Source organism: Pseudomonas fluorescens (assembly GCF_902497895.1).
Taxonomy (GTDB): domain Bacteria; phylum Pseudomonadota; class Gammaproteobacteria; order Pseudomonadales; family Pseudomonadaceae; genus Aquipseudomonas; species Aquipseudomonas fluorescens_BP.
This window is the reverse complement of sequence record NZ_CABVHQ010000004.1, coordinates 61,209-77,679: the sequence shown is the minus strand read 5'-3', so window position 1 is coordinate 77,679 and position 16,471 is coordinate 61,209. Positions and strand designations below refer to the sequence as shown.

The following is a 16,471-nucleotide window of genomic DNA, read 5'->3' as shown; positions in this document are numbered from 1 at the left end:
GGGTCTCACATTCCTTAAAAATGATGATCCGCCGATCTTGGTGCTAATTAGCGCTTTTTTATCCTTGCTGAATCGTTTCATCAGCGCTATAAAAATTGCACAACTCCAAGAAAGGCTTTCCCAATGATCCCGTTCAAACTGATGCTTGCCCTCAGCACACTCACTGCTGCATCCCACACCATGGCGTGGGACTACGTACTGCTCGATACCGACAAAGCTGCACAAAACTTCCAGATCACCAGCGAGCAGCTAGGGGTAAAAACCGCCCAGCCATTCTCCGTGACCTTGCGCACACTGCATGGTGGTCGCCAGGAGGGCGTCAGCATCGTTGACATCGACAATGGCGTGATGAAATTGTCGGTGGTGCCGACTCGCGGAATGAACGTGCTGCAGGCGTCGGTGGGCGAGGTGCGCATGGGCTGGGATTCGCCGGTCAAGGAAGTGGTCAATCCTGCATTTATCGAACTCAACGGTCGTGGCGGCCTGGGCTGGCTGGAGGGCTTCAACGAACTGGTCGCCCGTTGCGGCTACGAATGGGTCGGCCACCCCGGCATGGACAACGGCGAACTGCTGACCCTGCATGGCCGCGCCGCAAACATCCCGGCCAACAAAGTTACCCTGCATATCGACGAAAAACCGCCCTATGCCATCAGCCTGCTCGGTGAACTCAAAGAGCAAGCCTTCAAGAAAGTCGACTTTTCAGTTGTCACGCAGTTGCTGACCGAACCCGGCAGCGCGCGCTTTGCACTCAATGACACCCTGACCAACAACGGCGACTATCCAAAGGAATACCAAGCGCTCTATCACAGCAACTTCAGCACGCCATTCCTCGAGCAGGGCGCGCGATTCGCCGCGCCAGTGAAACAAGTCTCACCGTTCAACGACAAGGCCAAGGCGGACCTGCCCGACTGGCAAACCTACCGAGGCCCGACCAAGGATTACGACGAAACCGTTTACAACGTGGTGCCCTACGCCGACGCCAAGGGCGACACGCTCACCGTTCTACATAACAAGGCGGGCAGCCTGGGTGTAGCGGTCGGGTTCAATACCGAGCAATTACCAGTGTTCTCCCTGTGGAAAAATACCGACACCCAAGGGCAGGGCTACGTCACTGGCCTGGAACCTGGCACCAGCTTTTCCTACAACCGACGGTATCAGCGGCCGTTGAACCTGGTACCGAGCATTGGTGCCAAACAGCAGAAGCAGTTCCAGATCAGCTTTAGCCTGTTGGCCGATAAGCCGGCTGTGGATAAAGCGCTGAAACGGGTCAGCGAGATTCAGGGTGGGCGTGAGACTGAAGTGCGGCTGACGCCATTGGTGGATCTGAGCAAGGAGTAAGAGTGGGGGAAAACCTGAAAAATCGATTATTCGTTGAGAAAAACGCTTAGAAATGAAGGTTTTCTTAAAGAAATGATTACAAGCGGCTTACTGACTCGTGGGCCGGTACTGCAACGCCTCAGCCACATGTTCACGGCTGATCATGTCAACCTGCTCAAGGTCCGCCAATGTTCGCGCCACCTTGAGCAGCCGATGAGCCGCCCGCAACGACAGGGTCAAACGTTCGCAGGCGGTCTCAAGCCAATTTTCGTCGGCTGTGGATAACTTGCAGTATTGGTACAGCCCCGGCAGGTCGAGGAAGGCATTGGCGCAGCCCTGGCGCCGTTGCTGCCGCTCGCGAGCGTTGGCGACCAGTAAGGCGGCGCTGGCGGTGTCATTCCCGGGTTGTGGCGTGGGGGTGAGCGCAGTGGCTTCGCGGGCGACGGTCAGGTGCAGGTCTATACGATCCAGCAGGGGGCCGGAGAGTTTGTTGCGATAGCGCTGAATTTGTTCCGGCGTGCAACGACAACGGCCGCTGGGGTCGCCGAGGTAACCGCAAGGGCAGGGGTTCATCGCCGCGACCAATTGGAAGCGCGCCGGGAAACTGACTCGATCGCGGGCCCGGGAGATTACGATATGGCCGGACTCCAGCGGCTCTCTTAAAACCTCCAGAACCTTTCTGTCGAATTCCGGCAACTCATCCAAAAACAGCACGCCATGGTGGGCGAGGGTGATTTCCCCCGGCTGTGGTTTCGAGCCACCGCCCACCAATGCCGGACCGGAGGCCGAATGATGGGGTTGGCGAAACGGTCGATGGGGCCAGTGGCTCAAGGGCACATAGCTGGCGACCGATTGAATCGCAGCGACCTCAAGCGCTTCATTTTCGTCCAGCGGTGGCAGCAAGCCGGGCAAGCGACTGGCCAGCAGTGTTTTGCCGGTGCCTGGAGGACCGCTGAACAGCAGGTTGTGGGCGCCCGCTGCAGCAATCAGCAGGGCTCGTTTGGCAGCCAGCTGGCCCTGGACTTCACTCAAGTCGGGATAAGGTTTGTTCGCCAGCAGCAAGCCGTTGGAAACAAAAGGTTCGATCGGTGTGTGGCCATTGAAGTGCGCGACTGCCTGCAGCAAGTGATCGACCGCGATCACCTTCAACCCTGAAGCGAGACAAGCTTCTTCGGCATTGGCGCGCGGTACCACCAGCGTTCGTCCGGCCTTGCGTGCGGCCAGGGCCGCCGGCAGTACGCCACGTACCGCGCGCACGGCACCAGACAACGCCAGTTCCCCAAGGCACTCCACATCGTCCAGGGTCAGCGTCGGAACCTGCACGCTGGCCGCGAGAATCCCCAGGGCAATCGCCAGATCAAAGCGCCCGCCGTCCTTTGGCAGATCGGCCGGAGCGAGATTCAAGGTGATGCGACGTGCCGGATACTGGAGGCCTGAATTGAGAATCGCACTGCGCACCCGGTCTTTACTTTCCTTGACGGCCGTTTCCGGCAAACCCACCAGCGTCAGGGAGGGCAAGCCATTGGCCATATGGACCTCAACGGTAACAGCGGGCGCTTCCACGCCGATTTGGGCGCGGCTGTGGACAATGGCCAGAGACATAGATCATTCCTTGAGGGGGCGAGAACCGCGTCCTGCGGTTTTGGAAGAGTAGCTGAGGTAATCAAGCGAGCGGGTTGCATTTATGTATCTTGGCTATACACTTCACGTTAACGAATAACGTTAAGCTTTAATCATGATCGTAAGCTTTAGATGTTCTGAGACCGAGTACCTGTTTCGCAATGGTAGGACCCGTCTGTGGTCAGCCATTCTCAGTGTCGCGGAACGGAAACTGACGATGCTTGATGCTGCTGCCGTGTTGATGGACCTTCGATCTCCTCCGGGCAATCGCCTGGAAGCGCTGGAGGGAAATCGCAAAGGGCAGCACAGCCTTCGCATCAATGCTCAATGGCGAATTTGCTTTATCTGGGGTCCCAGCGGACCTGAAAATGTCGAAATCGTCGATTATCACTGAGGTGAGTAATGACTAAGAACGGTATGCGCCCGGTTCACCCCGGCGAAATCCTTAAAGAGGAATACCTGGAGCCTTTGGGTCTTACGGCAGCGGCTTTGGCTAGGGCGCTGAATGTCTCCACTCCAACGGTGAATGACATTGTGCTTCAGCGCCGCGGCGTCAGCGCCGATGTAGCGCTCAGGCTTTCCATTTGCCTGGACACCACCCCCGAGTTCTGGCTGAACCTGCAATCGACTTACGATCTGCGCAAAGCTGAAATCGAACGAGGGGCAGCGATCCGGGATCAGGTTGAACGCCTTCCACACTGCGCCTGACACCTAGCGGCGCAATCGGAAATTGGGGATGGCTTTTGTAAGAATCAGCCGGGTGTATCGCAGTGTTCGAGATTGCTGGAAGGTCGTTCCGGCCTTATCGCGAGCAAGCTCGCTCCTACAGGGAAGTGTTGCGGGACTACTCCGCTGGCGGACTCAGCTTCGCTTCAAGCTCGGCGACCTTGGCTTCCAGGCTTTCCAGCCGGGCTCGGGTGCGCGCCAGGACCACCATCTGGCTGTCGAATTCTTCTCTGCTCACCAGATCAAGCTTGCTGAAGCCGCTTTGCAGCAGGGCCTTGAATTGGCTTTCGATTTCGTTGCGTGGCAGCACGGTGTCGCCGCTGAACAGGCGTGAGGCGTGGCCGCTCAGGGCGTCGAGGAGGTCTTTGGGCGCGAGCATGGAGTCAGGTGTCCTGAGTAACAGATACGCGCAGTGTATCACGCAGTGTCTATAGTCATTGACGCAGGCAGGTCTGCACGCTTTTCGCGCATAGGGACGGGCGGTCGCGCACCGTTGTTGTGCGTATCTGTTGTGCCAGAGTTGTGCAGACGCTTGTGGTAGCGACTAAGGAATTGAATTCAGAGGGTTTTCAGGAGATGGCAAGCTTTCTGCTTAGTCCTTGATGACCCATGCACTGATGCAGTCGCTGTGACGAAAGCAGTGCGGCAGGCGGAGCGGGGAAGTGTTTCGTCAGCAGTGGTTAGCGAGCGTCGGACTGGCCGAGCAAGGCCGACGACGCGTTACAAAGCCAGGCACTGCGCTTAGACTTGAGCCGGGTTTGTTTTCCTGGGGCAAGTCCACCTATTCGGGAGAGAGTTTTCATGAAGCTAGTCACTGCCATCATCAAGCCGTTCAAACTGGACGACGTACGCGAGTCGCTGTCCGAGATCGGCGTGCAGGGCATTACCGTTACAGAGGTCAAAGGCTTCGGGCGGCAGAAGGGGCACACCGAGCTGTATCGGGGCGCGGAGTATGTGGTCGATTTCCTGCCAAAGGTGAAGATTGATGTCGCCATTGACGACAAGGATCTTGATCGGGTTATCGAGGCGATAACCAAGGCGGCCAACACCGGCAAGATTGGTGACGGCAAGATCTTCGTGGTCAATCTGGAACAGGCTATTCGCATCCGTACCGGCGAAACCGATACCGACGCAATCTAAGCCGACCAAACCCAACGCCCCAGGAGAAAACAATATGACTCTGCGTAAATTCGCAGGGCTAGGAGCCCTGTTGTCCCTCGTAATGCCCGGCCTGGTTATGGCGGCAGACGAAGTGGCAGCCCCAGTCCTCAACTCCGGCGATACCGCCTGGATGTTAACCTCGACAGCGCTTGTGCTGTTCATGACGATTCCCGGCCTTGCGCTGTTCTACGGCGGCATGGTTCGTTCGAAAAACATTCTTTCCGTGATGATGCAATGCTTCGCCATTACCGGGCTGATCAGCATCCTGTGGGTCATTTATGGCTACAGCATCGCGTTCGACACCACCGGCATGGAGCAGGGCGTCGTCAACTTCAACTCCTTCTTCGGCGGCATGGGCAAGGCGTTCCTTGCCGGTGTCACCCCTTCGAGCCTGACCGGGCCTGCGGCGTTGTTCCCTGAGGCGGTGTTCATCACCTTCCAGATGACGTTCGCAATCATTACTCCTGCGCTGATTGTCGGTGCCTTCGCCGAGCGGATGAAGTTCTCCGCCATGCTGATCTTCATGGGCATCTGGTTCACCCTGGTTTATGCACCGATCGCGCACATGGTCTGGTCCGGTAACGGCGGCCTGATGTGGGACTGGGGCGTGCTGGACTTCGCCGGCGGCACCGTGGTGCACATCAACGCCGGTGTGGCCGGTCTGATCGCCTGCCTGGTGCTGGGCAAGCGTAAAGGCTTCCCGACCACCCCAATGGCCCCGCACAACCTCGGCTACACCTTGATGGGCGCCGCGATGCTGTGGGTTGGCTGGTTCGGCTTTAACGCCGGTTCCGCCGCCGCGGCCAACGGCACGGCCGGTATGGCCATGCTGGTGACTCAGATCGCGACCGCTGCCGCTGCTTTGGGCTGGATGTTCGCCGAGTGGATCACCCACGGCAAACCCAGCGCACTGGGTATCGCTTCGGGTGTTGTAGCCGGTCTGGTGGCAATCACTCCTGCAGCAGGCACCGTCGGCCCGATGGGCGCTCTGGTGATCGGTCTGTCCGCGGGTGTGGTCTGCTTCTTCTGCGCAACTACCCTCAAGCGCAAGCTGGGCTACGACGACTCCCTGGATGCCTTCGGCGTGCACGGTATCGGCGGTATCCTCGGCGCGATCCTCACCGGTGTGTTCGCCGCCCCGTCCCTGGGTGGTTTCGGCACCGTGACTGATATCGCGGCGCAAGTCTGGATTCAGTGCAAAGGCGTCGGCTTCACGGTGATCTACACCGCGATCGTGACCTTCATCATTCTCAAGGTGCTGGATGCGGTCATGGGCCTGCGGATCACCGAAGAGGAAGAAGCGGTGGGCATCGATCTGGCGCTACACAACGAGCGCGGCTACAACTTGTAACTTCTCGAGAAATACGAGAAAAATATTGCCCGGCTTGCCGGGCATTTTTTTGTCTGGATTTTGTCAGTAAGGCAACAGCTGAAAGGTTTTTTCTTGCACTTGCGACGGTGTTCGCGGCAGCTATTTTTGTCGGGCCAATGGCTTACAGCGTTGGAGGAATATTAGGCCCTTTGTTTTTTCCCAGAGCGCGCTAGAATGCGCGCCGAACGTGCGGAGAACTGTATGTGGCAACAGACTCTGATTACCCTGCGGGCGAGGCCCCGGGGCTTTCACCTGGTAACGGACGAGTTACTCGCCGGCCTGCCTGAACTGAAGGCATGTCGGGTCGGTCTGTTGCATTTGTGGCTGCAGCATACCTCGGCGTCGTTGACCATCAACGAGAACGCCGATCCGGCGGTACGTCGCGACTTCGAACGGTTTTTCAATCAGCTGGTCCCACAAGGAATGGCCGGATATGAGCACGAGGACGAAGGCGCGGACGATCTCCCGGCGCACTTCAAGGCCAGTTTGCTGGGCTGTCAGTTGAGTTTGCCGGTTACGGCAGGTCGACTGGCGCTGGGTAGCTGGCAAGGTGTTTATCTAGGCGAGCATCGTGATCATGGCGGTGTCCGTAAAGTCCTCGCCACCTTGCACGGTGATGGGGCATAAGCCGCTGGTTACCAGCGGATGATGATTTTTTCTCCGGCGGCCCTTCGACAGTCGGCGAAGCTGGGCTATAACTAATCTGCTTTTCGCAAGTCATGAGGTAGAACATGAGCGACGATGATCTGGAAAACGACGACCTCGAAGTAGGTGACGAAGACGAGACCGAAGAAGGTCTTGAAGTAGCGGCCGAAGACGTCGCTGACGACGACGGCGGGGATGCGCCTGTTCCGACCGCCAAAGGCAAGGCCAAGGCTTCTGTCTCGGTCGATGAGCTGCCGAGTGTCGAGGCCAAGAACAAGGAGCGTGATGCTCTGGCTCGCGCTATGGAAGAGTTCCTTGCCAAAGGCGGCAAGGTGCAGGAAGTCGAGGCCAACGTGGTGGCTGATCCACCAAAGAAGCCTGACAACAAGTACGGCAGCCGACCTATCTGAGCGCCTGCTACTTGCTTGCTGAAAAAGCCCGCCGTCGCTGCGGGCTTTTTCATGGGTGAAAGGAAATAGGCGTTGCGCGCGACCTTTGTGGCGAGGGGGCTTGTCGGAACGCCGCATCGCCCCGCTCGGCTGCGAAGCAGTCGTAAATCGGCTGATATGTTCTATCTGAAGAATCGCGGTAGCTGATTTTGGGACCGCTGCGCGCTCCAGCGGGGGCAAGCCCCCTCGCCACAGGATCTGCGGCGACTAAGGTGCTGTGTTCCACCGCGCCAACAACTCAGGCAACTCGCTCAAACTGCGAATCTCCGCATCCGGCTGTTTCTCGGTTTCCCAGGCTTTGCTGCCAGGGTTGAACCAGATTGCCTTCAACCCCGCCTGCTGGGCCCCGGCGATGTCGTCGCCAGGGTGATCGCCGATATGCACGGCGGCTTCAGCGGTGACCCCGCCTCGCTGTAAGGCTTCCTGGAACAGTCGCGCATCCGGTTTGCCAATCCCGATATCTTCCGCGCAAAGGGCAAACTTGAAGTAGTCCGCCAACCCCAGCCGACGCACATCGGCATTACCATTGGTGACCACTCCCAGGGTGTAGTGCCGGGCCAGCACTTCCAGGGTCGGCTGCACCTCGGGGAAGATCTCGAGTTGATGCCGCGCATGCAGAAACGCTTCAAAGGCCTGCTCGGCCAGCTCCGACGCCCGCGGGGGGGCGTAGCCGGCTTCTTCCAGGGCGTGGAGCAGCACTTTGCGGCGCAGGGCGCTGATCCGGTGCTTGAGGCCGGGCTCGTTGCTCAGAACGCGTTCACGGATCGCCCAGAGGTGCTCGACAGGCACACCGCCGAGGTCCGGCGCGTGTTCTACCAGCCACTGGCGCAGCACCGCTTCGGCGCTGACGATGACCGGGGCGGTGTCCCACAGGGTATCGTCTAGGTCGAAAGTGATCAGTTTGATCGTCATTACTCACCGCCTTTGTTGCGTTTAGCCCGTGGATGGGCGCTGTCGTAGACCGACGCCAGATGCTGGAAATCCAGATGAGTGTAAATCTGCGTGGTCTTGATGTCCGAGTGGCCGAGCAACTCCTGGACGGCGCGCAGGTCCTGGGAAGACTCCAGCAAGTGGCTGGCGAAGGAGTGCCGCAGCATGTGTGGATGCAGGTTCTGCCCCAGCTCGCGCTCGCCGGCGGCCTTGACCCGTAATTGAATCGCCCGTGGACCCAGGCGCCGGCCTTGCTGGCTGACAAATACCGCGTCGTCTGCCGGGTTGGTCAGTGTGCGCAGGGGCAGCCACAGTTGCAGTGCTTCGCGGGCCTTCTGGCCGACCGGCAGAACTCGGGTCTTGCTGCCTTTACCGAGCACCTGGACCAGGCCGTCGGCCAAATCCAGCTGGTCGAGATTGAGCCCGGTCAGCTCCGACAGGCGCAAGCCGGAGGAGTAGAACAGCTCCAGAATCGCCTGATCACGATGGGCCAGGAAGTCATCCTCGACCGCGCCGTCGAGCAGTTGCAGCGCGCGGTCGGTATCCAGGGTCTTGGGGAGCCGGCGTTCGCCTTTGGGCGGTGCCAGGCCATTGGCCGGGTCGTGGTCGCAGAGGCCTTCGCGGTTCAGGTAGCGGTAGAGCCCGCGAACCGCCGAGAGCAGGCGCGCCAGACTGCGGGAGGACTGGCCCTGCGAATGCAGGCGGGCGATCAGGCTGCGCAAGCGCTGGATGTCCAGGGCGGACCAGTTGGAAATCTGCTGTTTCTCGCAGTACGCCAGTACTTTGTTCAGGTCGCGGCGGTAGGCTTCCAGGGTATGGGGTGACACCTGGCGCTCACTGCGCAGGTGAGCGCAGTAGGCGTCCAGTTGTCGTTCCATGGTCAGCGCACCGAGCGTAGGGAGTTGTTGATGCGCGGCAGTACGCGGCCCATGACTTCGGCGATGTAGCTGAGAAACAGCGTACCCACCGAGCTTTTGTAATGCTGCGGATCGCGGCTGGCGATGGCCAGGACGCCATGCAGGCCTTGATGGCTGAGGGCGACGACCGCCGTCGAACCAATTTCCTTGCGCTGTTCTTCGCCGAACAGGAAGTCCAGTTCGTGTTCGCGCAAACTGCCGCTCACGGTTTTGCCTTCCGACAGCAAGCCGCCGATAGCTTGCTGGGCTTCGGCAGCGGTGACCCAGCGACCTACTGGCAAGGCACTGTCGCTGAACAGAATCAGACTGACAAAAGGCACCTGAAAGTCCTGGCGCAGACTGTCTTCGACGCTGATCACCAGGTCTTCCAGGCTGCTGGCATCCATCAGCGCGAGGACCAGCCGGCGGGTCTTGTCGAACAGCCGGTCGTTGTCGCGAGCGACGTCCATCAGTTGCGAAAGGCGATGGCGCATTTCGATATTGCGTTCGCGCAGCAGTTTCAGCTGTCGCTCGACCAGGGAAATGGTGTCGCCACGCTGATGGGGGATGCGCAGTGCCGGGAGCAATTCTTCGTGCTCGGCGAAGAAGTCCGGATGAGCCTCCAGGTACGCGGCAATGGCCGCCGCCTCAAGGCTTTCGCAAGGCGATTCTTCGGGCTGCAGGGCTGGAACCTGGGGCGGATCGGTCATGGATTTAGCTCACTCATAGACGCACCTGTCCTTCGTATACGCGCGCTGCCGGGCCGGTCATCATCACCGGTTCGCCAGGGCCGGCCCATTCAATGGACAGGCGCCCGCCGGGCAGGTCGATCAATAGTGGCGAATCCATCCACCCCTGGCTGATCGCGGCCACTGCGGCGGCGCAGGCACCGGTCCCACAGGCCTGGGTTTCCCCGGCCCCGCGTTCCCAGACGCGCAACTGCGCGCGCTGCCGGTCGATGACCTGGAGAAAACCGACGTTGACCCGGGCCGGGAAGCGCGGGTGGTTTTCGATTTTCGGCCCCAATTCATGCACTGGCGCGTTGTTGATATCGTCGACGCGCAGCACCGCGTGCGGGTTACCCATGGACACCGCGGCCAGTTCGACGGTCTGGTCGTCAACCTCAAGCGTATAGCTTTTGGCCTGAGCCTCGGCCTGGAAGGGGATATCGGCCGGAGCCAGGCGCGGCGGTCCCATATTGACACTGATCTGGCCGTCGCTGCGGATATCCAGTTCAATGATGCCGCTTTTGGTCTCGACGCGGATCTGCCGTTTTGCGGTCAGGCGTTTATCGAGTACGAAGCGCGCAAAGCAGCGCGCGCCGTTGCCGCACTGTTCCACTTCGGAACCGTCGGCATTGAAGATCCGATAACGGAAGTCCACGTCCGGATTGCTCGGCGCTTCGACGATCAGTAATTGATCGAAGCCGACGCCGGTGTGCCGGTCGCCCCATTGCTTGGCATGCTTGGGCAGAATGTGCGCGTGTTGGCTGACCAGGTCGAGGACCATGAAATCGTTGCCCAGGCCGTGCATCTTGGTAAAACGCAGCAGCATGGTTTTACTCCGGCAGCAGGCTTTCGCCAGCAAACAACTCGGCTACCGTCTCGCGGCGACGCACTTCAAATACCTGATCACCGTCCACCAGCACTTCGGCGGCACGGCCCCGAGTGTTGTAGTTGGAGCTCATGACAAACCCGTAGGCACCGGCCGAATGCACGGCGAGCAAGTCGCCTTCTTCCAGCGCCAGCTGACGATCCTTGGCGAGGAAATCGCCGGTTTCGCAGATCGGCCCGACGATGTCGTAGGCGCGGGCAGCGGTATCGCGAGGGCGCACGGCAGTGACGTCCATCCAGGCCTGGTACAGCGCCGGGCGGATCAGGTCGTTCATGGCGGCGTCGACGATGGCGAAGTCTTTGTGTTCGGTGTGCTTGAGGTATTCGACCTGGGTCAGCAGCACGCCGGCATTGGCCACAATGTAGCGACCCGGCTCGAACACCAGCGCCAGGTCGCGACCATCCAGACGTTCGCGCACGGCCTTGATGTAGTCCGCGGCCAGTGGCGGCTCTTCATCGCGATAACGTACGCCGAGGCCGCCACCGAGATCGATATGGCGCAGGTAGATCCCGCACTCGCCGAGACGATCGACCAAGGCCAGCAGGCGGTCGAGGGCATCAATGAAGGGCGCCAGGGTGGTCAGTTGCGAACCGATGTGGCAGTCGACGCCGACCACTTCCAGGTTCGGCAATTGCGCGGCGCGGATGTACACGTCTTCGGCGTCGGCGATGGCGATGCCGAACTTGTTCTCTTTCAAACCGGTGGAGATGTACGGGTGGGTACCAGCATCGACATCCGGGTTGACCCGCAGCGAGATCGGCGCGCGAACGCCGAGCTCGGCGGCCACCACTTGCAGGCGCTCCAGCTCATCGGTGGACTCGACGTTGAAGCAGTGCACGCCGACTTCCAGCGCGCGACGCATGTCGTCACGGGTCTTGCCGACGCCGGAGAAGACAATCTTGTCAGCGCTGCCGCCAGCGGCTAATACTCGTTCCAGCTCGCCACGGGAGACGATGTCGAAACCAGCGCCCAAACGCGCCAGGACATTCAGTACACCCAGGTTGGAGTTGGCCTTGACCGCGAAGCAGACCAGGTGCGGCATGCCGGCCAGCGCATCAGCGTAAGCCAGGTACTGGGCTTCGATATGCGCGCGAGAGTAGACGTAGGTCGGTGTGCCAAAGCGTTCGGCGATGGCGGACAGGGCAACACCTTCCGCGAACAGCTCACCGTCACGGTAGTTAAAAGCGTCCATGGAGTTCCCTTAGTAGACGTCGTGCTTGTGCGATTTGGACGGCGACTGCTGCGACGACTTGGCTTGCTCTGCAGGGTCTTGTTTGTCATCGGGCAGGTACAGCGGGCCTTTTTGGCCGCAGGCTGACACCAGACAGGCAACCGCGACGAGCGCAGCAAAGGAAGAGATCAGGCGCTTCATGGCGAAATCCTTGAAAATGCGTTAATTGCGCCGGAGTATACCGGCCACCCGACAGCTTGCCTATGCGGGCGGCTGGCCGTCCGGCGGGGGTTTGACGTGCCTCGGCGGATAATTTATGCCAGTGCCGGGCGCTTGATCGGTATCCTTTGCATTCGTGCAGATGCGCCCGTATCTTGCGGCGCTTGAGCGTGAGTAGACACTTTTTGAGGTTCCCGCAATGAGTTTGACTGAAGCCCGCTTCCACGATCTGGTCGATGCCACCCAACAGACGCTGGAGGATATTTTCGATGAAAGTGAACTGGATGTGGATCTGGAGAACTCGGCCGGTGTGCTCACCGTCAAGTTCGAAAACGGCAGCCAGGTGATCTTCAGCCGCCAGGAGCCCTTGCGTCAGCTGTGGCTGGCCGCCCGTTCCGGTGGTTTCCACTTCGACTACGACGAAGAGAGCGAGCGCTGGATGTGCGACAAGAGCGAAGAGCAGCTGGGTGAAATGTTGCAGCGCATCGTGCTTGAGCAGGCCGATTTGGAACTCGATTTCGAAGGTCTCTGAGGTCGTGACGCAGCCCGCTCCCGTGCGTGCGGCCAAGCCGCTATACAGCAACGTCAGCCCGACCGTGCCTTCGCCGTGCACCGGCGTTTGTCGCCTGGATGAGCAGAAAGTCTGCCTCGGGTGCTTTCGCCATGTCGAAGACATCCGCGAATGGCGCTCGGCCGACGACGAGCGGCGGCGGTTGATTTGCGTGCAGGCTCAACAGCGCAAATCTTCAATCTGACGAATTATTGTGGCGAGGGAGCTTGTGTGGCGAGGGGGCTTGCCCCCGCTGGAGCGCGAAGCGGTCCTAAAACCGGCGACTGAGGTTTCACAGGCAGACCGAATCCGCCGGTTTTACGACTGCTGCGCAGCCGAGCGGGGGCAAGCCCCCTCGCCACAGGGTTCCCCGACAGGCCTGCGTCGCCACTTCTGGTGCCCCGCTTGTATATTTATTGAGCTGTGATAGTGTCCGGGTACGCCTCAACTCATCGAGGCCCGTGAAAACCCTGCCTTTTTCTGGCGGGGTTTTGCTTTTTTGTGCAGAAAAAAGGAGTCTGCCTGGATCATGAGCACCGCACCTTCCATCACCCTTACCCGCCTGGACGTTCAACGTCTCGAGCGCCTGATCGACAGCCTGGATGACTCGCTGCCGGGCGTCATCGCGCTGCAAGCCGAGCTGGATCGCGCCGAAACCCTGGTGGGTCACGATGAAGTCCCGGCGGATGTCGTCACCATGAATTCCCGTGTGCACTGCCGTGAAGAAAGCAGTGGCAAGGACTACCACCTGACCCTGGTTTATCCACAGGACGCGAATGCCGACGAGGGCAAGATCTCGATTCTCGCACCGGTCGGTAGTGCGCTGCTCGGCTTGCAGGCGGGTCAACACATCGACTGGCCGGCGCCAGGCGGTAAAACCCTGAAGCTGGAGTTGATCGAGGTCGAGTTCCAGCCCAAGGACGGCGGTGCCTGCACGTTCTGATCCGCCTCAGACCTGATCGAGCGCCTCGTTGAGCGCACGTTCCAGATCCGCCTTGTATCGCAGGTAAAGATTACTCGGGCTTTGCACATCACCGAGCAGGCCGGACAGGTCCAGATCGGTGATGTAGCAGCGGTAGCGTTCAGCCTCGCGGCGCTGCCCGAGGATTTCCCTGGCGACCACGCTAAACAGCTGGTCGCCGTACTCCAGTTCGCAAAACTCTCGCTGATCGCAATACAAGGTGACCTGCACCTGTCCGGGTGCGGCCTTGCCGATAATCGCCTGGACGTCATAAAAGGGCTTGTTCGCCAGCGTCTGTGGCGCAGGCCGTAGTTCGGCCCGTCGAGCGCGCCCGATGGCGGATGGTTGCAGCTGGTAATACAGGGTCTCGAGGGTTGCCATGGGCCGGGCCGGATCCAGCGGCAACAACGCATCGCGACGATACACAATCGATTGCAGGAAGCGCTGCAGTGGCACCAGCAGGCTTTGCTCATCGTGATAGGGCACGCGTTGCTGCCACAGAGCGTTGCACTCATCCAGCACATACAGCTCGGCCTGGGATTCGTTGATCCGGAAGAACACCTGGATGCACTGCGCCAGCCCCATGGGCAGGATCAGCGCCAGATCGTGCTCCTCCAGAGCCATTGGATCGAGATGCAGCGGGCTGTAGCAAGGCTGCTCTTCGCCGAGGTAATCGAGCAGCGCTGGCAGACTGTCCAGGGCCACATGATTGACCTGGCCCGGGACCAGTTCCAGCACGTGATAGTGCTGTTGGACCTGAATCAGGTAGCGATGATTGAGCTTGCCGAGCAGCAGGTCCTGCGCGGTCTCGAAGATCTCCTCCACTCTGCGGGCGATGAATCGGGCGCGATTATGGCTAAAGCAACGAACCCGCAAGCGTGGCTGCTGTGCTCCGCCTGGCAGGTTGTTGAGGTAATCGCGCAGGCAGTCGAGCAGCGCATGTGCACCGTCGTAGCGGCTGACCAGCACCTCGTTCCAGCTGTTGAGCGTGACCTGGTCGAGGGTCAGCACCAGATTCTCCCGGACCCCGGCGTAGCTCAATGAGTCCGTGCGCTCGGTGGTCATCAGGATATTCAGCTCACGATGCTGTTTGAGCGGATCAATCCCGACATTCACCAGAATCAGCACTTCGCTCGGTGCGCTGGCCTGCAGCAACTGTACTTCGCCGACACTGGTCAGCGGCAAGGCAATGGTCTGTTGCAGGCTGCCCAGCAGGTTGAACAGCTCGAACTCGCTCAAGTCGCTGCTGCCGGGGTGCAGAGCGAGGCGGGTGCTGCTGTCGATCACGCCGTTGCGATGGCACCAGGTCAATAATTCCAACAACCCACGGTTGCGCTTGATTGGCGCGAAATGCTCCCACTCCAGAGCGTTCAGGCTGCCGTTGTACAGACTCCAGTGGACTTGCCCTGGCTCCTTGCGATTGGGCGATTGCACCAGCGTCAGGGTGTCTTCCGCCAGATCGGGGGCGATACCGGGATTGATGAACTCGATCTTGTCGGCCTTGCGCTCGAATGCCGCATAGAGGCGGCGGCCGAGCACATTGAGATCGCGCTTGGTGATCAGGCTGGCGGTTTGCTCGGTACGGGCGAACTGAGTCAGGAAGCGATAGCTGTAGTTCAGTTCGTTGACCAGTGCGCGGCGCTCGGCGCTGACTTGGCGGACTTTCCATTGGCTGCGGCTGTCGAGCATCGCCAGCTGGCGGTGATCCCAGCCCCATTCGTGGACCAGGCGTTCAAGCAATCGGCGCTGCCAGCTGCTATTGCGCTGGGCGGGGGGCGCGGTGAGTTTGCGGTTGACCTTCAGGTACAGGCTGCGGCGTACCAGTTCCAGGCGTTGCGGCTCGTCGCGAGCCTTGAGGTATTCCTCGATCCGCCGATAGACCACGATATAGGGGTCCAGCTCATCCAGATCGAACTGGTTGGCGAACACGGCCTGCTTGAAGCGCAGGCTCAGGCATTGGACCTGCGGGTGTTCGCTGGCGTAGACCTCGATCAGCAACAGTTTAAGCACGGACTTGTAGGGCGACTCGATGCCTTTGTACAGCTGCCAGAGCCCTGCACCAATGAATTCACCGGGCGGAATGTGCGCCAGGTGACCAAGATCAAGGGTTTCATCGGCGCGGATAAAACGTTTCGACAATAACGTATGGGTGTACTGGTCGTAGCGCGACTCTTCGTACACCGGCACCAGCCACCACAGCGGGGTGCGCCCGGCCACCCAGATGGCGGTGCGGTAGAACTCATCCAGGAGCAAGTAGTGTTGGGTCGTGCCGCAGTCCTCCGAGCTCAACCGGGTATCGCGTTCGCCACGCACGAAGCGGCTCGGGTCGATTAGAAAGAAGTGTGCCTCGGCGCCCTGGCCCGCGGCCCAGGCTTCCAGCAGCTGGCATTTCTTGCGCAGTTCGGCGAGTTCGCTCTCACTCAGGTCAGGCCCATGGCAGACCCACACATCCATGTCGCTTTGGTCGGCCTGGGCCAGAGTGCCCAGGCTGCCCATGAGAAACAGCCCATGGATCGGCCGCGGCGCATGGCCGTGGCGAGCTTTGTAGGAAAAGGAGCGGGTCAGGCGCTGGGCTTCGGCGAGGGCCTGACCATCGGGCTCGAAATTCGACAACCCGGCCGGCGTGCTGCCAGAAACATAGCCCGGCAACAGCGGATGGTTGACGTGAAAGAACAGTGGCAGCAAGGTCAAAACCACTTGCTGGCGTGGCGACAATCCTTCCAGGGCACGGGCCATGCGGCCCTCGTTGAGCTTCAGAAACCGCGCACGCAGCTGGACAAGAACCTTGCGATCGATTCCCTCGTTCAGATCGGGGCGGATTTCATGGGTGCGGGTCATTG

The 16,471-nt window shown here is 60.1% G+C and carries 19 protein-coding genes; 10 read left to right on the top strand and 9 right to left on the bottom strand.

Annotation, left to right across the window (positions count from 1 at the left end; genetic code table 11):
• Positions 1 to 123: 123 nt before the first annotated feature.
• Positions 124 to 1,338, top strand: a complete 1,215-nt coding sequence (locus F8N21_RS03145) for an aldose 1-epimerase family protein (RefSeq protein ID WP_150640732.1) — start codon at positions 124 to 126, stop codon at positions 1,336 to 1,338.
• Between the two features lie 87 nt (positions 1,339 to 1,425).
• On the opposite strand, the gene F8N21_RS03140 is transcribed toward F8N21_RS03145, so the two are convergent.
• Positions 1,426 to 2,919: a YifB family Mg chelatase-like AAA ATPase gene (locus tag F8N21_RS03140; protein ID WP_150640731.1), complete on the bottom strand. Its 1,494-nt coding sequence runs from the start codon at positions 2,917 to 2,919 to the stop codon at positions 1,426 to 1,428.
• 133 nt (positions 2,920 to 3,052) lie between these two features.
• Here F8N21_RS03140 and F8N21_RS03135 point away from each other — a divergent pair, with 133 nt between their 5' ends.
• Together F8N21_RS03135 and F8N21_RS03130 are read left to right on the top strand one after the other, a co-directional pair.
• Positions 3,053 to 3,331: a type II toxin-antitoxin system RelE/ParE family toxin gene (locus tag F8N21_RS03135; protein WP_150640730.1), complete on the top strand. Its 279-nt coding sequence runs from the start codon at positions 3,053 to 3,055 to the stop codon at positions 3,329 to 3,331.
• 8 nt (positions 3,332 to 3,339) lie between these two features.
• Positions 3,340 to 3,645, top strand: coding sequence for a HigA family addiction module antitoxin (locus tag F8N21_RS03130; RefSeq protein ID WP_150640729.1), 306 nt, complete (start codon positions 3,340 to 3,342; stop codon positions 3,643 to 3,645).
• Positions 3,646 to 3,781: 136 nt separating this feature from the next.
• Here F8N21_RS03130 and F8N21_RS03125 read toward each other — a convergent pair whose 3' ends face one another.
• Positions 3,782 to 4,042: an accessory factor UbiK family protein gene (locus F8N21_RS03125; RefSeq protein WP_150640728.1), complete on the bottom strand. Its 261-nt coding sequence runs from the start codon at positions 4,040 to 4,042 to the stop codon at positions 3,782 to 3,784.
• A 422-nt stretch (positions 4,043 to 4,464) separates the two neighbouring features.
• Here F8N21_RS03125 and glnK point away from each other — a divergent pair, with 422 nt between their 5' ends.
• The 4 genes from glnK (at position 4,465) to sutA (ending at position 7,251) form a co-directional block, all read left to right on the top strand.
• Positions 4,465 to 4,803 carry a P-II family nitrogen regulator gene (glnK, locus tag F8N21_RS03120; RefSeq protein ID WP_002555808.1) on the top strand — a complete coding sequence of 113 codons (339 nt, stop codon included), beginning with the start codon at positions 4,465 to 4,467 and terminating at the stop codon, positions 4,801 to 4,803.
• Positions 4,804 to 4,837: 34 nt separating this feature from the next.
• Positions 4,838 to 6,175 carry an ammonium transporter gene (locus F8N21_RS03115; RefSeq protein ID WP_150640727.1) on the top strand — a complete coding sequence of 446 codons (1,338 nt, stop codon included), beginning with the start codon at positions 4,838 to 4,840 and terminating at the stop codon, positions 6,173 to 6,175.
• A 222-nt stretch (positions 6,176 to 6,397) separates the two neighbouring features.
• Positions 6,398 to 6,823, top strand: a complete 426-nt coding sequence (locus tag F8N21_RS03110) for a secondary thiamine-phosphate synthase enzyme YjbQ (protein ID WP_150640726.1) — start codon at positions 6,398 to 6,400, stop codon at positions 6,821 to 6,823.
• Positions 6,824 to 6,927: 104 nt separating this feature from the next.
• Entirely contained in the window at positions 6,928 to 7,251 is a 324-nt protein-coding gene (gene sutA / locus F8N21_RS03105) for a transcriptional regulator SutA (RefSeq protein ID WP_150640725.1), read from the top strand.
• A 246-nt stretch (positions 7,252 to 7,497) separates the two neighbouring features.
• Here sutA and F8N21_RS03100 read toward each other — a convergent pair whose 3' ends face one another.
• The 6 genes from F8N21_RS03100 to lptM are packed head-to-tail and all read right to left on the bottom strand — an operon-like array spanning position 7,498 to position 12,102.
• The gene (locus tag F8N21_RS03100; protein ID WP_150640724.1) at positions 7,498 to 8,202 is read right to left on the bottom strand and encodes an HAD family hydrolase; all 705 of its coding nucleotides are present in this window, start codon (positions 8,200 to 8,202) and stop codon (positions 7,498 to 7,500) included.
• Complete coding sequence (gene xerC / locus F8N21_RS03095) at positions 8,202 to 9,098, bottom strand: tyrosine recombinase XerC (RefSeq protein WP_150640723.1); 897 nt, start codon at positions 9,096 to 9,098, stop codon at positions 8,202 to 8,204. The genes F8N21_RS03100 and xerC overlap by 1 nt, the downstream gene beginning before the upstream one ends.
• 2 nt (positions 9,099 to 9,100) lie before the next feature.
• Complete coding sequence (locus F8N21_RS03090; protein ID WP_150640722.1) at positions 9,101 to 9,826, bottom strand: DUF484 family protein; 726 nt, start codon at positions 9,824 to 9,826, stop codon at positions 9,101 to 9,103.
• A 13-nt stretch (positions 9,827 to 9,839) separates the two neighbouring features.
• Positions 9,840 to 10,670 (bottom strand): diaminopimelate epimerase, encoded by an 831-nt coding sequence (gene dapF, locus F8N21_RS03085; protein ID WP_150640721.1) that lies wholly within the window; start codon positions 10,668 to 10,670, stop codon positions 9,840 to 9,842.
• 4 nt (positions 10,671 to 10,674) lie between these two features.
• The gene (lysA, locus tag F8N21_RS03080; protein WP_150640720.1) at positions 10,675 to 11,922 is read right to left on the bottom strand and encodes a diaminopimelate decarboxylase; all 1,248 of its coding nucleotides are present in this window, start codon (positions 11,920 to 11,922) and stop codon (positions 10,675 to 10,677) included.
• 9 nt (positions 11,923 to 11,931) lie between these two features.
• Positions 11,932 to 12,102 (bottom strand): LPS translocon maturation chaperone LptM, encoded by a 171-nt coding sequence (gene lptM, locus F8N21_RS03075; RefSeq protein WP_150640719.1) that lies wholly within the window; start codon positions 12,100 to 12,102, stop codon positions 11,932 to 11,934.
• Positions 12,103 to 12,319: 217 nt separating this feature from the next.
• On the opposite strand from lptM, the gene cyaY reads away from it, so the two are divergent.
• The 3 genes from cyaY (at position 12,320) to rnk (ending at position 13,613) form a co-directional block, all read left to right on the top strand.
• Positions 12,320 to 12,652 carry an iron donor protein CyaY gene (gene cyaY, locus F8N21_RS03070; RefSeq protein WP_150640718.1) on the top strand — a complete coding sequence of 111 codons (333 nt, stop codon included), beginning with the start codon at positions 12,320 to 12,322 and terminating at the stop codon, positions 12,650 to 12,652.
• Positions 12,653 to 12,656: 4 nt separating this feature from the next.
• The gene (locus F8N21_RS03065) at positions 12,657 to 12,875 is read left to right on the top strand and encodes a DUF1289 domain-containing protein (RefSeq protein ID WP_150640717.1); all 219 of its coding nucleotides are present in this window, start codon (positions 12,657 to 12,659) and stop codon (positions 12,873 to 12,875) included.
• Between the two features lie 324 nt (positions 12,876 to 13,199).
• Positions 13,200 to 13,613, top strand: coding sequence for a nucleoside diphosphate kinase regulator (gene rnk / locus F8N21_RS03060; protein ID WP_150640716.1), 414 nt, complete (start codon positions 13,200 to 13,202; stop codon positions 13,611 to 13,613).
• Between the two features lie 6 nt (positions 13,614 to 13,619).
• Here rnk and F8N21_RS03055 read toward each other — a convergent pair whose 3' ends face one another.
• Entirely contained in the window at positions 13,620 to 16,469 is a 2,850-nt protein-coding gene (locus F8N21_RS03055) for a class I adenylate cyclase (protein ID WP_150640715.1), read from the bottom strand.
• Positions 16,470 to 16,471: the final 2 nt, after the last annotated feature.

Bases quoted from the DNA above. Each gene is read 5' to 3' on its own strand.
- F8N21_RS03145 (WP_150640732.1), top strand. From the start codon at position 124: ATGATCCCGTTCAAACTGATGCTTGCCCTCAGCACACTCACTGCTGCA.
- F8N21_RS03140 (WP_150640731.1), bottom strand. From the start codon at position 2,919: ATGTCTCTGGCCATTGTCCACAGCCGCGCCCAAATCGGCGTGGAAGCG.
- F8N21_RS03135 (WP_150640730.1), top strand. From the start codon at position 3,053: ATGATCGTAAGCTTTAGATGTTCTGAGACCGAGTACCTGTTTCGCAAT.
- F8N21_RS03130 (WP_150640729.1), top strand. From the start codon at position 3,340: ATGACTAAGAACGGTATGCGCCCGGTTCACCCCGGCGAAATCCTTAAA.
- F8N21_RS03125 (WP_150640728.1), bottom strand. From the start codon at position 4,042: ATGCTCGCGCCCAAAGACCTCCTCGACGCCCTGAGCGGCCACGCCTCA.
- glnK (WP_002555808.1), top strand. From the start codon at position 4,465: ATGAAGCTAGTCACTGCCATCATCAAGCCGTTCAAACTGGACGACGTA.
- F8N21_RS03115 (WP_150640727.1), top strand. From the start codon at position 4,838: ATGACTCTGCGTAAATTCGCAGGGCTAGGAGCCCTGTTGTCCCTCGTA.
- F8N21_RS03110 (WP_150640726.1), top strand. From the start codon at position 6,398: ATGTGGCAACAGACTCTGATTACCCTGCGGGCGAGGCCCCGGGGCTTT.
- sutA (WP_150640725.1), top strand. From the start codon at position 6,928: ATGAGCGACGATGATCTGGAAAACGACGACCTCGAAGTAGGTGACGAA.
- F8N21_RS03100 (WP_150640724.1), bottom strand. From the start codon at position 8,202: ATGACGATCAAACTGATCACTTTCGACCTAGACGATACCCTGTGGGAC.
- xerC (WP_150640723.1), bottom strand. From the start codon at position 9,098: ATGGAACGACAACTGGACGCCTACTGCGCTCACCTGCGCAGTGAGCGC.
- F8N21_RS03090 (WP_150640722.1), bottom strand. From the start codon at position 9,826: ATGACCGATCCGCCCCAGGTTCCAGCCCTGCAGCCCGAAGAATCGCCT.
- dapF (WP_150640721.1), bottom strand. From the start codon at position 10,670: ATGCTGCTGCGTTTTACCAAGATGCACGGCCTGGGCAACGATTTCATG.
- lysA (WP_150640720.1), bottom strand. From the start codon at position 11,922: ATGGACGCTTTTAACTACCGTGACGGTGAGCTGTTCGCGGAAGGTGTT.
- lptM (WP_150640719.1), bottom strand. From the start codon at position 12,102: ATGAAGCGCCTGATCTCTTCCTTTGCTGCGCTCGTCGCGGTTGCCTGT.
- cyaY (WP_150640718.1), top strand. From the start codon at position 12,320: ATGAGTTTGACTGAAGCCCGCTTCCACGATCTGGTCGATGCCACCCAA.
- rnk (WP_150640716.1), top strand. From the start codon at position 13,200: ATGAGCACCGCACCTTCCATCACCCTTACCCGCCTGGACGTTCAACGT.
- F8N21_RS03055 (WP_150640715.1), bottom strand. From the start codon at position 16,469: ATGACCCGCACCCATGAAATCCGCCCCGATCTGAACGAGGGAATCGAT.